Origin of the sequence: Halomonas icarae, assembly GCF_009901955.1 — a bacterium.
Classification (GTDB): Bacteria; Pseudomonadota; Gammaproteobacteria; order Pseudomonadales; family Halomonadaceae; genus Halomonas; species Halomonas icarae.
In genome coordinates this window covers 2,583,532-2,598,639 of record NZ_WUTS01000001.1, presented here as the reverse complement: position 1 = coordinate 2,598,639, position 15,108 = coordinate 2,583,532, and the positions used below count along the sequence as shown (strand labels likewise).

The following is a 15,108-nucleotide window of genomic DNA, read 5'->3' as shown; positions in this document are numbered from 1 at the left end:
TAGTCGTCATTATACCCACAAACTTTCTACGAGGCGGCTTTGCACATCATCCATGCCAACCTGGCCCGGGGGTTTCGCGGCGGCGAGCGGCAAACGGTGCTGCTGATCCAGGCACTGGCCAACAAGGCAGAGATATCATCCCAGACGCTAGTGTGCCGGCCCGATTCGCCTCTGCGCGCAGAGCTGGCCACAACCCACGGTCTGCGATTTGTCAGTGCTCGCCACCAGTTGGCCGGACACTGGCAAGCCGAGCGCACCACATTGATCCATGCTCATGACGCCAAGGCTGTACATTGGGCCTGGCTACACCATCGACTGTTTGGCACTCCCTACCTGATTACCCGTCGTGTGGATACGCCAGTCAAAGACAAACTCAGCAACAGAGTTTTTTACCGTGAAGCGCATCGCTGCGTAGCGTTATCTCGGATTATTGCCGAGAATATCCAGCCGCTAAGCCCGCATCCGGTGGCACGAATTCCCAGCGCCTTTACTCCACTAGTCTCGGATCCCGACATAGCGCGCGCTTTCCGTGCACGCTATCCCGGTCGATTCCTGGTTGGCCACGCTGGCGCCCTGGTGGATCGACACAAGGGGCAGCGTGTCCTGATCGACGCCGCTCGACGACTACAGCACTCACAGCCGGACATGCTGTTCGTGTTTTTTGGCCAAGGTGAGGATGAGGTCAAACTAAAGCAAGAAAGCGCCAAACTGGACAATGTAATCTGGGCCGGCTTCAAGTCCGACATTGGCAACTACCTTCCGGCATTGGATATTTTTGCCTTTCCTTCTCGTAACGAAGGGCTAGGATCAGTATTGCTGGACGCCATGCGGGCAGAAGTGCCAGTGGTAGCTAGCCAGACGGGCGGCATCCCAGACATTGTTCACCACGAAGAAACGGGACTCTTGTTTCCCCCAGGTGACGGTAAAACACTAGCCGATCATCTAATCAAGCTACGAGACACGACGCTACGCCAGTCGCTTGTGAAAAAAGCCACTCAGGGCCTGGACATGTACACACCGGAGGCCATGGCCAACGCCTACATGGCACTTTATTCTCCACTTTCCTCATCCCATACTGCTTAGGGCCTATCTTTCATGGTAAGCGGAAAAAATGCCTACCGGGCGCACAAATTAATGTTTTATACCTGTGGCCTGCTGGCTGCCCTACCACCCAGAAGCTTATTTCGGCATCGGCGCGATGCGCTGATGGCCACGTTTGATGCTCTACCTATAACTAACCAAGAAGCGATTATATCAAGGGTAACTTACTACAATAAGATTGACACCCCAACGACACTCTCTAATAACGCAGTTAATAATCAAGACTTTTCTCTAAGTTTAAAAAAATCTACCTATCATATCGACTTTTATAATGTAGCAAAGTATTTTCCAACTAACGCAATGTATCACTATCGCTTTGGTGACAAGACCTTCGTCCCTGATGTACCTACATTCGTAAAGAGCCGTCCCATTCGCGGTGAAAATTGTAACTCGGTACTCCTTAAACTTGACAGCGTTCGCCACTTCTACAAAGTTAAGGATACCTATGACTACGGTGCTAAGAAGGACACTCTGGTATGGCGGGGTGCGGCACATCAGCCCCATCGGCAACATTTTCTGGAAAAGTGTCATAACTTGCCACGCTGCGATGTTGGCGCTACAGATGATAAAAACGTAACGGCCGCATATCGAAAGCCGTTCATGACAATCGAACAGCAACTTAAACATAAATTTATCTTTAGCATCGAAGGAAACGACGTTGCCACTAACTTGAAGTGGATAATGGCATCCAATTCATTATGCTTCATGAGGCGCCCTATATATGAAACCTGGTTTATGGAAGGCACATTAATTCCTGGCTACCATTATGTGGAAGTAAGTGACGATTTCTCTGATCTAGAGGAAAAAATCGACTACTACCTATCCCATCCTAAAGAAGCCGAAGCAATCATTAAAAATGCCAACCGATATATTTCAGATTTTTTTCACCCTCAGCAAGAAATGCTTGCTTCTCTACAAGTTTTTGAACGATATCTAATACAAACTCAACAGTCCGTATAGGGCAAGGAATTCGAAAAAAGAGCACGATATTCAATGCAGTACAGAAAAGAAATTGGGGTCTTCGACAACAGATGTGGAATACGCCCCCCATGAGCTAGGCCAGAATATGACCTCCACAACGATAGGAGGTGTGGCATGGACGGCCTGTTCCAAGCGGTCCATTTACGCGCACGCGGCTACCGAAACGAGGCTAACTTCATCGCGATGATTTATCTAGTTGGTAGTCCTGTCGGGCGTATGCTGGATCTGGCCAATTCCACATGAACCCGAAAAGCGGCTTGCATCACGGCGGGAGCATTCATGCCATCGTCAACTCTAACGCCAATGGCGTATTCTGGAAGTACATGAAGGCCTACGCGCTCCACCAATCTTCCTGACAGAGCCCGTGGATGCAGCTGAAAGGCCGCCACCCAATCCCTATCGAAGAGACTCATGCAACTCGCAAACCCGAACAGGCTCAAACATCCCCGCTGGTGGTCCCTGCTCGTCATCGGGGCTTGCCTTGGCTATGCCATCGCTACCGTGGCCGTGCTGCCGCTGTGGAGCGTGATCCCCATCACAGGCCTCTGGCTGGGCCTTGGCTGGCTGCTGCGTTGGGGAAAGCCAGCCACGCGACGCCCGCCCCGACGAGTCTGGCCCTGGTCGCTGGTGCCCCTCTGCCTGTGGGGCGTCTACGTCTACCTGGCCGAGAGCTTCGGCATCGTCGAGATCGGAGCGATCTTCTTCCACCTCCAGGCCGGGATCGCCGAGCACGGCGGCAGCAGCCGCATACTGGCGGCGGTGCTCTATACTCTGGCAATGCTGGCCCTGCTCGCTGCCTATACCTGGCTGGTGCGCCGTGACCACCGCTGGCGCCTCATCGACCGCCTGCTGGCACTGGTACTTATCGCCAGCAACCCGCTCTTCTATAGCATGGGGCAACGCAGTGCGGCCATCGTCACCGATGACGGCGCCTGGCTGGATCGTCGCTATGTGACCCCAACGATTCAGCAGGCGCCGGAAAGTCCTCCCAACCTGCTGCTGCTCTATCTGGAAAGCATGGAGCGCACCTATGCCGACCGCCAGCGCTTCGGGGATGCCTATGCCTTCCTCGATGCCCTGGGCCGACGCGGTCATGTCTTCGAAGGAATACGCCAGCTGGAGAACACCGGCTGGACCATGGCCGGCATGATCGCCAGCCAGTGTGGCACACCGCTGATGCCCGCGGGCCTGCTCCACGACAACCAATTCGAGCCTCTCGGCCGCGTGGTTCCCGGCATTCGATGCCTGGGAGACCTGCTTGATGAACAGGGCTACCGTCTCAGCTTCCTGGGCGGCGCCAGTACCGAGTTCGCCGGCAAGGGGATCTTCTACGAGGATCATGGCTTCGACAGGGTGATGGGTCGGGCCAGCCTCGAGCCTCGCCTCGCGGAACCCGATTATGTCAACGACTGGGGGCTATTTGATGACAGCGTGTATGAGTTCACCGCCAGCGAGATTCGTCGCCTGGAGGCGGAAGATGCCGGCCCCTGGGGAGTGGTCAACCTCAGCCTCACCGCCCATGCGCCCAGAGGCTATCCAGCCCGGGCCTGTCGGAAGCGTCAGGGCGAGTTCGACGGCGAGGATATCCTCTACTCCGTGGAGTGTTCGGCCTGGCTCGCCTTCGACCTGATCGACCGACTCGACAACGAGGGGCTGCTGGAAAACACCCTGGTGGTGATCGCCAGCGACCACCTGACGATGCGCGTGTCGGCCTGGGAGCAACTGGTCGCCGGCGAGCGTGACAACACCTTCATGCTGCTGGGCCAAGGTATCGAGGCCGGCCAGCGGACCCATCGCGAGGCCGCCACTATCGATCTTTTCCCCACCATCCTGGAGGCGATGGGCTATACCATCGAGCGCCACCGGGCTGGGCTGGGTGTCTCCCTGCTCTCCGCGCAGCCGACCCTGGTGGAGCAGCATGGCCTGACCGACCTGGCGGCCCGCATGCACGAAGAGACCGCCCTGCAGCAGCGCTTATGGGAAGGCCTGATACCCGAGGGAAGACAGCAGGGAAGCAGCCAGGCTGCTTCCCGGCAGATTCTGGATGCGCTCGGCAATACTGCTGATGAAGCAAACTCCGGCAAGGACTAACCGCGCATCAGCTCCTTGCGATGATGGTCCGCCACGCGTGAATCGCCCGGTGCACTCGCTCGGGGGCCATCTCCACCAGGCAGCGCGTATGACCCAGTGGGCAGGTACGCTCGAAGCAGGGCGAGCACTCAACGGCCAGATAGTGGATCTCGGCGTTATCGGTCAGCGGCGGCGTATAGGCCGGCGACGAGGAGCCGTAGAGCGCCTGGACGCGAGTGCCCACCGCCGCCGCCACATGCATCAGCCCCGAGTCATTGGTGACCACCTGCTCGCAGTCGGCCAGCAGGTCCACGGCGTCGGCGAGGCGTGTCTTGCCGCACAGATTATGGGCACCCATCAGCCCATCGACGATCGCCTCACCCGCCTCGACATCCTTGGGCCCTCCCAGCACTCGCACCTCGAACCCCTCCGCTATCAGCGCCTCGGCCAGGCTGCGGAAGTGCTCCAGCGGCCACTGCTTGGCGGGGCCGTATTCGGCACCCGGCATCATGCCGATGGCCGGTGACGCGGAAAGCCCCAGGCGCTCGCGCAGGGCGGCCTGATTATCCGCGTCCACCATCAGCCGAGGCTGAGGTATGGCGAAGTTGCCCATGGCCGTCTCCTCGGCGGACAGCCCCAGGGAGACGAAGCGCTTCACTGTCTGATCGAGCACGCTCTTGTCAAGACGCCGACGCTCGGTGAGCAGACCAAAGCGCTGCTCACCATGGAAGCCGATGCGTCGTGGAATACCCGCCAGGAAAGGCACCAGCGCCGACTTCCAGGAGCGCGGCAGCACGATGGCTCGATCGAAACGACCCCGCAGCCCGCGAGCCACCTCACGGCGTACGGACCAGCCGAACTGGCCATGAGCCACGTCCAGGGCGATCGCCTCATCCACCTCGGGCATGCGCTCGAGGATCGGCAACGACCAGCCCGGCGCGATCACCGCAAGAGTGCACCCAGGGTGACGGTCACGCAGCGTCATCAACAGGCTCTGGGCCATCACCATGTCGCCGACCCAGGAGGGGCCGACCACCAGGATACGCTCGCCGCTTGTCTCCCCCCACGAAGCCGATTCAGCCATTCAGCCACTCCAGGTACTCGCGTACCCCCTCGGCCACGGTGCGGAATTCGCGATCGTATCCAGCCTCGCGCAGCCGCGAAATATCGGCCCGGGTATAGCTCTGATAGCGTCCCTTCAGCTCATCGGGAAAGTCGATGTACTCGATGGCCCCATGGCCATAGTAATCGATCACCGCTTCACCGATCGCCTTGAAGGGTTCGGCACGGCCGGTGCCCAGGTTGAAGATGCCGGACGCCTCGGGGTTGTCGAGGAACCACAGGTTCACGTCCACCACATCCCCGACGTAGACGAAGTCGCGGCTCTGCATGCCGGCATCGAAGCCGTCCCAGGCGCCGAACAGCTTGACGTCCTGGCCGGCGCTGATCTGGGTATGGTGGTGATAGGCCACGCTGGCCATCTTGCCCTTGTGCTGCTCTCGGGGACCATAGACGTTGAAGTAGCGGAAACCCACCACCTGGCTGCGGAACGAGTCCCGGTGGATACGCACATACTGGTCAAAAAGCAGCTTGGAGTAGCCATAGACGTTGAGCGGCTTCTCGTGCTCCGGCGCCTCCTGAAACACCTCGCTGCCGCCGTAGGTGGCCGCCGAGGAGGCATAGAGGAAGGGAATCCCCCGCTGTTGACAGAAGTGCAGCAGCACCTTGGAGTACTCGAAGTTGTTATCGAGCATGAAGCGGCCATCCCACTCTGTGGTATCGGAGCAGGCCCCCTCATGAAAGATCGCCTCAATCTCCGGCAGCCTGGCAGGCTCTCCGCGCAACTCGGCCTCTACCCGCTGGCGGAAGTCATCCTTGTCCAGATAGTCACCCAGGCTGCAATCGGCCAGATTGACGAACTTGGTGCCGTCGCTCAGGTCGTCGACCACCATCACATCCTGATGGCCACGCTGATTGAGTGCCTTGACCAGATTCGAGCCGATGAAGCCGGCCCCGCCTGTCACTACGATCATGGAGAGATTCCTCTGTTCGGGGCGTGCGCCTATAACCGATCTTCCGGTGATTGTATACTTGACGCCCTGTGAATTCATGGCCAACGGTGCTTTTCCAATGACACTCGCGACACCAACGTCGACCTCGTCCTCCGGGCCGGCGCCAGACGTCTCAACCTTTCAGGGTCTGATCCTGGCCCTGCAGCAGTACTGGGCCGATCAGGGCTGCGTGGTGCTGCAGCCGCTGGACATGGAGGTCGGTGCCGGCACCTTCCATCCGGCGACCTTCCTGCGCTCCATCGGGCCCGAGACCTGGAACGCCGCCTATGTGCAGCCCTCCCGTCGTCCGACCGACGGCCGCTATGGCGAGAATCCCAACCGCCTGCAACACTACTACCAGTTTCAGGTGGTGATGAAGCCCTCCCCCGCCGAGTTCCAGGAACTCTATCTCGGCTCTCTCAAGCACCTGGGTCTCGACCCCCTGGTTCACGACATCCGTTTCGTCGAGGACAACTGGGAGTCCCCCACCCTGGGTGCCTGGGGCCTGGGCTGGGAAGTGTGGCTCAACGGCATGGAGGTGACTCAGTTCACCTACTTCCAGCAGGCCGGTGGCATCGAGTGCTTTCCCGTGACCGGCGAGCTGACCTACGGCCTCGAGCGTATCGCCATGTATCTGCAGGACGTGGACAGCGTCTACGATCTGGTGTGGACCACTGCCCCGGATGGTTCCAGGGTCAGCTACGGCGATGTCTACCTGCAGAACGAGCGTGAGCAGTCCGCCTATAACTTCGAACACGCCGACGTCGATTATCTGTTCGGTGCCTTCGACCAGCACGAGCGGGACTGCACAAGGCTACTCGAGGCCAATCTGCCGCTGCCTGCCTATGAACAGGTGCTCAAGGCCTCGCACACCTTCAACCTGCTCGATGCCCGCCACGCCATCTCGGTGACCGAACGCCAGCGCTACATCCTGCGCGTACGCACCATGGCCCGTGACGTGGCCCACGCCTATTTCGATTCGCGCAAGGCCGCCGGCTTCCCGCTGGCTCCCGAGGCACTGCGCCGCGAACTGCTTGAACAGGGAGACGCTTGAGCATGGCTGCCAACACCCTACTGGTTGAACTGGGCGTCGAAGAACTTCCTCCGAACGCCATCGACGCCCTCTCCGACGCCCTGGCCGAAGGGCTGCGCCGCGGCCTGAGTGATGCCGATGTCGAGCATGGCGAAGTACGTGCGTACGCCACGCCGCGTCGTCTGGCGGTCCAGATCGAGTCCCTGGCCGGCAAACAGCCCGACCGTGTGGTGGAGAAGCGTGGTCCGGCACTGGCCGCTGCCTTCAAGGATGGCCAGCCCTCCAAGGCCGCCGAAGGCTTCGCTCGCTCCTGCGGCGTCAGCGTGGATGAACTGATTCACCTGGAAACCGACAAGGGCACCTGGCTGGGGTATCGCGAACAACAGCAGGGGGAGAGTATCGCTGCCCTGCTGCCGGCCATCCTCAAGAAAGCCGTCGCCGCCCTGCCGGTACCCAAGAACATGCGCTGGGGTGCCTCACGGGTGGAATTTTCCCGACCGGCACACTGGCTGGTCGTGCTCTATGGCAACGAGATCATCGATGCCGAGGCACTGGGCCTCAAGGCCGGCCGCACAACGCGTGGCCATCGCTTCCATGCTCCCGACCCCATCGAGCTGGCCCATGCCGATGACTATCTCGCCACCCTGGAGCAGGCGTGGGTTCTGGCCGACCGCGAGCTACGGCGCGAGCGTATCCGTGAGCAGGTGCTTTCGGAAGCGGAGGTGCAGGAGGCCACCGCAGTCATCGATGAGGCGCTGCTGGTGGAAGTCAGCGGTCTGGTGGAGTGGCCCGTGGCACTCACTGGCAGCTTCGACGAGCGCTTCCTGGAGGTACCGGCCGAGTGTCTGATCTCCTCGATGAAGGCGAACCAGAAGTACTTCCACCTGCTCGATAGCGAAGGCCAGCTGAAGCCGCTGTTTATCACCGTTTCCAACATCGACAGCAGTGAGCCCGACCGCGTCATCGAGGGCAACGAGAAGGTCATTCGCCCCCGTCTTGCCGATGCCGCCTTCTTCTACGATACCGACCGCAGGCGCACCCTGGCCTCTCGAATCGACGAGCTCTCGGGCGTTGTATTCCAGAAGCAGCTCGGCACCCTCGCCGACAAGGCTCACCGTACCGCCGCCGTGGCCGCCTTTATCGCGGGCCAGCTAGGCGGTGAGGTCAGCCATGCACGCCGCGCCGCCGAACTTGCCAAGTGTGACCTGGTGACCGAGATGGTGCTCGAGTTTCCCGAGCTCCAGGGCACCATGGGTCGCTACTACGCCGCTCAGGATGGTGAGCCGGCCGAGGTGGCCCAGGCCATGGAGGAGCAGTACCTCCCCCGATTCGCGAGCGATGCCACTCCGCAGAGTCGGACCGGCCAGGCCCTGGCCCTGGCCGACCGCCTCGACACCCTGACCGGCATCTTCGGCATCGGCGCCCGCCCCACCGGTACCAAGGATCCCTTTGCGCTGCGTCGCGCCGCCATCGGTGTGCTCAACATCATGGTCAAGGGGGAACTGCAACTCGACCTCCGTGAGCTGCTCGAGCTGGCCGCGGCCCAGCACCAGGAGCTGCCATACGCCGAGAACCTTGTGGATGAGGTGCTTGCCTACATGCTCGACCGCTTCCGCGCCTGGGGTCAGGGTGAGGGCATCTCAACCGAGGCTTACCTGGCGGTGCGTGCACGCCCCGTGACTCGTCCGCTGGATTTCGCTCGCCGCCTGCGCGCGGTAGAGGCGTTCACCGGTCGCGACGAGGCCGCCGCCCTCGCCGCTGCCAACAAGCGTGTCTCCAATATCCTTGCCAAACAGGCCAATGAGGTGAGCAGCACCGTGGATGCCACGCTGCTGCAGGAAACTGCCGAGAAGAGGCTCCACGACGCGGTAGTCAGTCACCGAGACAAGGTCACACCACTGCTCAACGAGGCGCGCTATCAGGAGGCACTGGATGTCCTGGCCGGCCTGCGTGAACCGGTTGATACCTTCTTCGATGAAGTGATGGTCATGGCCGATGATGAGGGGGTACGCAGCAACCGGCTCGCCCTGCTGGCCAGCCTGCGGGCACTGTTCCTCGAGGTTGCCGATATCGCGCAGCTCCAGCAGTAACCGCTCCCGTAGCACCATCGAGGCCGGCAGCTACAACTGCCGGCCTTCTTGTATCTGGCCACCCTGGTGTTTCACATGGAACATGGGCTGCCATTCATGGTGAGGTTTCACGTGAAACATTGCCGTTCCAGTCACGCAACGCCACACATATAGCCAGCCACCCCTTGCTCCTTGCTCCTTGGCAGGCCATGTTTCACGTGAAACACTGCGTGCAACCACCAACCAACCCTGCGAAAAGGAAACGGTGCCGTGCATACCAACGATCGCCTGGTGATCCTCGACCGAGATGGCGTGATCAACCAGGATTCTGATGACTATGTGAAATCCTTGGCGGAGTGGATTCCCTACCCCAGCGCCATCGGAGCTATCGCGCGCCTGAGCCAGGCCGGCTGGACGGTAGCCGTGGCAACCAATCAGTCGGGCATTGCTCGTGGTTACTACACCGAGGAAACCCTGGCAGAGATGCATGAGGAGCTTTGCCGCCGGGTAAACGAGGCCGGTGGCGAGATTGCCCATATCGCGTGGTGCCCTCACGGTCCCGATGACCACTGCCGCTGCCGCAAGCCGCTGTCCGGGCTACTGGAGCAGATTCGCGATGCCCTGCAGCTGAGTGGCCTGGCAGGAAGCTGGATGGTGGGAGACAGCCTGCGCGACCTTCAGGCCGGAGCCCCCAAGGGCTGTCGTCCCGTCCTGGTTCGCACCGGCAAGGGTCAGCGCACCCTTGAGCAACATCCCGAGCTGGCCGCTTCGAATAACGATACGCTGATCTTCGACAGCCTGGCCGACTTCGTCGGCTGGCTGCTAGGAGATGGGGGTGACAGTGGACGTGGGAGTGAGAGCGAGGATGGAAATAAAGCGTGAGGTGCAAGAGCCCGGCTCAGCCTTCCCACTCATTGAGGTACAGAGATGAAAAGGCCCGTCATCGCTATCGATGACGGGCCTTTCCAAGAGGCCTGATGACGGGCATCAGGGCGATGGGTAGTGTTTCACGTGAAACATGCAATCAGACATCGAGATTGGCCACCAGGGCGAAGCGCTCGATAAAGTCCCTACGCGGCTCCACCTCATCACCCATCAAGGTATTGAACATCATGTCGGCGCCCACGGCATCCTCGATGGAGACGCGCAGCATACGGCGCGTCTCGGGATTCATGGTGGTCTCCCAAAGCTGCTCTGGATTCATCTCACCCAGCCCCTTGTAGCGCTGGATGGAGAGGCCACGCTGAGCTTCATTCATCAGCCACTCCAGAGCAGCGTAGAAGCTCGATACGGTGCGCTTGCGCTCCCCGCGCGCCACATAGGCGCCCTCCTCCAGAAGCCCGCTCAGGGTCTCGCCGAGGCTCGTCATGGCGCGATAGTCGGCGCTGGTAAAGAAATCGATTCCCCACACATAGTCGGTCGTCACGCCATGGGCGGCAATCGTCACCGTCGGAAGGTAGAGGCCTCGCTCACTGTCATCCTCGAGATGGAAGCTGTAACGCGGTCCACCTTCATAGGCGAGCTGCGCGTCCATCTCGGTTTGCAGCCCCTCGATCCAGTTCTGCATGGTGACTCGATCACGCAGGCTCACCTCACCGTCGAGAGCCGGGGCATGCACTATCTTGCGCAGCACCTCGTCCGGGTAGACTCTCGATAGACGCTCGATGCGGCGCATGACATCACGATACTGGTCGACCAGTGACTCGAGCTGGGCCCCACTGATACCTGGCGCATCGGCATTGACATAGAGGCGAGCGCCATCCAGAGCCGTGGTGGTCAGGTAGTCGGTCATCGCCTGCTCATCTTTCAGATAGAGCTCCTGCTTGCCACGCTTCACCTTGTAGAGCGGAGGCTGGGCAATAAACACATGGCCTCGCTCAATCAGCTGCGACATCTGCCGGAAGAAGAAGGTCAGCAGCAGGGTACGAATATGCGAGCCATCCACATCGGCATCGGTCATGATGATGATCGAGTGATAGCGCAGCTTGTCGGGGTTGAACTCCTCGCGACCGATACCACAGCCCAGAGCGGTGATCAGGGTGCCGACCTCTGCCGACGAGAGCATCTTGTCGAAGCGCGCCTTCTCGACGTTGAGGATCTTGCCCTTTAGCGGCAGGATAGCTTGGGTACGGCGATCACGGCCCTGCTTTGCACTGCCACCGGCGGAGTCACCCTCTACCAGAAACAGTTCCGACAGACTGGGGTCCTTCTCCTGACAGTCGGCCAGCTTGCCTGGCAAACCGGCGATATCCAAGGCCCCCTTGCGCCGCGTCATGTCCCGCGCCTTGCGTGCCGCTTCACGGGCACGCGCGGCATCAAGCATCTTGTTGACGATCGCCTTGGCTTCATTGGGCTTCTCGATCAGATACTCGCCAAGCAGGCGCGCCATCTCCTGCTCTACCGCCGTCTTGACCTCCGAGGAGACCAGCTTATCCTTGGTCTGGGAGGAGAACTTGGGGTCCGGCACCTTCACCGAGATGATCGCCGTCAGCCCTTCCCTCGCATCATCACCGGCGGTACTGATCTTCGTCTTCTTGAGCAGCCCTTCCGACTCAATATAGCCATTGAGGGTCCGCGTCAGTGCCGCGCGGAAGCCTGCCAGGTGTGCGCCACCATCCCGTTGCGGGATATTGTTGGTGTAGCAGAAGATGTTCTCGTTGAAGGAGTCACTCCACTGCATCGCCACCTCTACCCCGACACCGTCATCACGCTCGGTATTGAAGTGGAAAACAGGATTGAGGACCGTTTTGTTGGTGTTGAGGTGATCGACAAAGGCCTTGAGGCCGCCTTCATAGTGGAACAACTCCTCCTTACCGGAGCGCTCATCGATCAGGCGAATGGCCACCCCGGAATTGAGGAAGGAGAGCTCACGCAGACGCTTGGCCAGGATATCGAAGTGAAATTCGATATTGCCGAAGGTCTCTGCCGAGGGACGAAAGTGCACGCGTGTACCGGAGTTTTCCGTTTTGCCCACCACCGACAGTGGCGCCTGGGGCACGCCGTGGCGATAGAGCTGCTCATGGACGTTGCCGGCACGCCACACCGTCAGGCGAAGCTCCTCAGACAGCGCATTGACTACCGAGATGCCGACGCCATGCAAACCACCGGAAACCTTGTAGGAGTTGTCATCGAACTTGCCGCCGGCATGCAGTACCGTCATGATCACTTCGGCGGCAGAAACTCCCTCTTCCTCGTGAATATCCGTCGGGATTCCACGGCCGTTATCGCTCACCGTCACCGACTCATCGGGATGAATAACGACACGAATCTCGCTGCAGTATCCGGCCAGCGCCTCGTCGATGGAGTTGTCCACCAGCTCGAACACCATATGGTGGAGCCCGGTGCCATCATCGGTATCGCCGATATACATGCCGGGACGCTTGCGTACGGCATCGAGCCCCTTGAGAACCTTGATACTCGATGAGTCGTAGGCCTGTTCGCTCATTGACTGCTCCGTCATGAAATCTGTCACTCCAGTGGCAGCAACGTACCGCTCCCGGACGCCGAGCGTTTCACGTGAAACATCTCGACCGGGGTCTCGGCCTGCCACAGATCCGCCAGGGCATCGTGATCGATGGTGGTGATGAACACCTGGCAGCGCATGTTTTCCAGCCAGCGGCAGAACAGTCGCCGATGCGTGTCGTCCAGTTCCGCTGGAAGGTCGTCAATCAGGTAGACGCAGCGGCGTCCCGTACTGGCTTCCAGCAATCGCCCCTGAGCAAGCTTCAGGGCACTGACCACCAGCTTCTGCTGGCCCCTTGACAGGACCTCCACTGCGGGCCGCTTCCCCAGGCGGATCGCCAGGTCGGCTCGCTGAGGCCCCTGCTGAGTAAATCCCATCTGTCGGTCGACATCGCGGCCCTGTCTCAACAGCTCATCCAGCGATTTTCGTCGATCCCAGCCGCGAGAGTAGCGCAGCTGAAGATCCTTCAGCGGCAACAGTCCGTTCAGGGTTTCCTCGAAGACCGGGAGAAAGGCCGTGATCCAGGCAGAGCGCATCTCATCGACCCGCTCGCTCCAGTGCACCAGCTCCAGCTCCCAGGCCGCCAGAGAGTCGGGGTCCATTCTACCATGTCTGAGCAGGGCGTTCCGATGTTTCAGCGCCCGCCGCGCGCGCTGCCAGGCCTCCAGGAAGTCATGTTTCACGTGAAACACTCCCCAATCAAGAAACTCTCGCCGGCCAGCCGGAGAGCCCTCTAGAAGCCGGAAGGCATCGGGGTTGATCAGCTGAAGGGGAAGGGTCTCCACCAGTCGAGATAGCCTACTGACACGCTCTCCTGCAAGACGAACTTCAAGTTCATCCTCATTGCGACGGCGCCTTACGCCGAATGGCACAGGGGGGGAACCGGCAATACGACCATGGACCATCAGTTCATCACCGTCATGGGCAATGACATGTCGCATGTTACGGGTACGGAACGAGCGCCCCATACCCAGAACATGAATGCCTTCCAGCAGGCTGGTCTTGCCACTCCCGTTCTCGCCAGCAATCAGATTGACCTGATTATTCGGCTTAAAATCAATAGGTTGAAGATTTCTCAGGCCATGGAAGACGAGATGATCAAGGGGCATAGACATAAGGGGAGAACATGGCGGCCCGATCGGGCCGCACTGGATAGGTCACAGGCGCATCGGCATGACGACGTAGAGAGCGTCCCCACCGCCCGGCTCCTCCATCAGCGCACTGCTGTTGGAGTCTGCCAGCGTCATCTGGATGCGCTCGTCGTCGATGGCATTGAGTACATCGACCAGATAGCCGACATTGAAGCCAATTTCGAGAGAGTCGCCGCTGTATTCGATCGCGATGTTCTCCTCGGCTTCTTCCTGCTCGGGGTTATTGGCCATCACCTTGAGATTGCCCTCCTCGAGGTGAAGTCGCACTCCTCGATACTTCTCGTTGGAGAGAATCGCGGTGCGTGACAGCACCTGCCGCATCTCGGCACGCTCGGCGATGAACACCTTGTCCCCACCGCGGGGAACCACTCGCTCATAGTCGGGGAACTTGCCGTCAACCAGCTTGGAGGTGAAGGTGAAGTCTCCCGTGTGGGCCCGAATATGGCTGGCTCCCAGGGTCAGGCTGACCGGATCCTCGCCATCATCGAGCAGGCGCACCAGCTCCAGAATACCCTTGCGCGGTACGATCAACTTCTGAGGCGACTCCACATGAAGCTCCGCCGGACGCGAACAGACCGCCAGGCGGTGGCCGTCAGTAGCCACCGCGCGGATCAGGTTGTCACGCATCTCGAGGAGCATGCCATTGAGATAGTAGCGCACATCCTGCTGTGCCATGGCGAAGGAGGTAGCGTCGATCAGGTGCTTGAGCATTCCCCGCGGCAGACTCAACTCGGTGCTACCCTGACTGTCCTCGATGCTCGGGAATTCGGCGACCGGCAAGGTAGAGAGGGTGAAGCGCGATCGACCACTGCGCAATACGGCGCGCCCATCCTCCAGGGAGAGCTGGATCTCGGCCTGGTCGGGGAGCGACTTGCAGATATCCATCAGCTTTCGGGCTGGCACGGTAACGCCACCAGGCTCATCCACCCGGCTAGCCACGGTGCGACCGATCAACTCTACCTCCAGGTCGGTGCCGGTCAGAGCGACCTCGTCCTGCCCTACCTGAATCAATACGTTGGAAAGTACCGGCAGGGTCTGGCGGCGTTCGACCACGCCTGCCACCAGCGTCAACGGTCGCAGCAGCGCTTCGCGGGAGATGGAAAATTTCATGTCGGCTCCACGTCTTGTCCTGAAAGGGTTGCAGCCGGCAGGGGCCCGGCCAGATGGCATGACGACCATTAAACCACAA

Annotated in this window: 12 protein-coding genes; 7 read left to right on the top strand and 5 right to left on the bottom strand. The window is 60.2% G+C overall.

Annotation, left to right across the window (positions count from 1 at the left end; all coding sequences use genetic code 11):
• The first annotated feature begins 39 nt into the window (after nucleotides 1–39).
• The 4 genes from GRB80_RS11780 to GRB80_RS11765 all read left to right on the top strand — a co-directional run bounded on the left by GRB80_RS11780 (nucleotide 40) and on the right by GRB80_RS11765 (nucleotide 4,173).
• Nucleotides 40–1,083, top strand: a complete 1,044-nt coding sequence (locus GRB80_RS11780) for a glycosyltransferase family 4 protein (protein ID WP_132043446.1) — start codon at nucleotides 40–42, stop codon at nucleotides 1,081–1,083.
• 123 nt (nucleotides 1,084–1,206) lie between these two features.
• Nucleotides 1,207–2,061 (top strand): glycosyl transferase family 90, encoded by an 855-nt coding sequence (locus tag GRB80_RS11775; RefSeq protein WP_237561981.1) that lies wholly within the window; start codon nucleotides 1,207–1,209, stop codon nucleotides 2,059–2,061.
• A gap of 135 nt (nucleotides 2,062–2,196) precedes the next feature.
• On the top strand, nucleotides 2,197–2,325 hold the full coding sequence (locus GRB80_RS16475; RefSeq protein WP_272922909.1) for a hypothetical protein: 129 nt from the start codon (nucleotides 2,197–2,199) through the stop codon (nucleotides 2,323–2,325).
• Between the two features lie 168 nt (nucleotides 2,326–2,493).
• Nucleotides 2,494–4,173, top strand: coding sequence for a sulfatase-like hydrolase/transferase (locus tag GRB80_RS11765; RefSeq protein ID WP_161423696.1), 1,680 nt, complete (start codon nucleotides 2,494–2,496; stop codon nucleotides 4,171–4,173).
• A 7-nt stretch (nucleotides 4,174–4,180) separates the two neighbouring features.
• On the opposite strand, the gene waaF is transcribed toward GRB80_RS11765, so the two are convergent.
• Nucleotides 4,181–5,236 (bottom strand): lipopolysaccharide heptosyltransferase II, encoded by a 1,056-nt coding sequence (gene waaF / locus GRB80_RS11760; protein ID WP_161423695.1) that lies wholly within the window; start codon nucleotides 5,234–5,236, stop codon nucleotides 4,181–4,183.
• A complete protein-coding gene (rfaD, locus tag GRB80_RS11755; RefSeq protein ID WP_161423694.1) occupies nucleotides 5,229–6,185 on the bottom strand; it encodes an ADP-glyceromanno-heptose 6-epimerase in 957 nt (318 codons plus the stop codon). Before rfaD ends, waaF begins: the two co-directional genes overlap by 8 nt.
• Nucleotides 6,186–6,282: 97 nt before the next feature.
• Here rfaD and glyQ point away from each other — a divergent pair, with 97 nt between their 5' ends.
• From glyQ to gmhB, 3 genes are all read left to right on the top strand, one after another.
• Nucleotides 6,283–7,257, top strand: coding sequence for a glycine--tRNA ligase subunit alpha (gene glyQ, locus GRB80_RS11750; protein ID WP_161423693.1), 975 nt, complete (start codon nucleotides 6,283–6,285; stop codon nucleotides 7,255–7,257).
• A 2-nt stretch (nucleotides 7,258–7,259) separates the two neighbouring features.
• The gene (gene glyS, locus GRB80_RS11745) at nucleotides 7,260–9,326 is read left to right on the top strand and encodes a glycine--tRNA ligase subunit beta (protein ID WP_161423692.1); all 2,067 of its coding nucleotides are present in this window, start codon (nucleotides 7,260–7,262) and stop codon (nucleotides 9,324–9,326) included.
• A gap of 249 nt (nucleotides 9,327–9,575) precedes the next feature.
• Entirely contained in the window at nucleotides 9,576–10,187 is a 612-nt protein-coding gene (gene gmhB, locus GRB80_RS11740) for a D-glycero-beta-D-manno-heptose 1,7-bisphosphate 7-phosphatase (protein WP_161423691.1), read from the top strand.
• A gap of 142 nt (nucleotides 10,188–10,329) precedes the next feature.
• Here gmhB and gyrB read toward each other — a convergent pair whose 3' ends face one another.
• The 3 genes from gyrB to dnaN are packed head-to-tail and all read right to left on the bottom strand — an operon-like array spanning nucleotide 10,330 to nucleotide 15,029.
• Entirely contained in the window at nucleotides 10,330–12,750 is a 2,421-nt protein-coding gene (gyrB, locus tag GRB80_RS11735) for a DNA topoisomerase (ATP-hydrolyzing) subunit B (protein WP_161424332.1), read from the bottom strand.
• A gap of 23 nt (nucleotides 12,751–12,773) precedes the next feature.
• Entirely contained in the window at nucleotides 12,774–13,877 is a 1,104-nt protein-coding gene (gene recF / locus GRB80_RS11730) for a DNA replication/repair protein RecF (protein ID WP_161424331.1), read from the bottom strand.
• A 48-nt stretch (nucleotides 13,878–13,925) separates the two neighbouring features.
• Nucleotides 13,926–15,029 (bottom strand): DNA polymerase III subunit beta, encoded by a 1,104-nt coding sequence (gene dnaN, locus GRB80_RS11725; protein WP_132043430.1) that lies wholly within the window; start codon nucleotides 15,027–15,029, stop codon nucleotides 13,926–13,928.
• Between the last annotated feature and the right edge of the window lie 79 nt (nucleotides 15,030–15,108).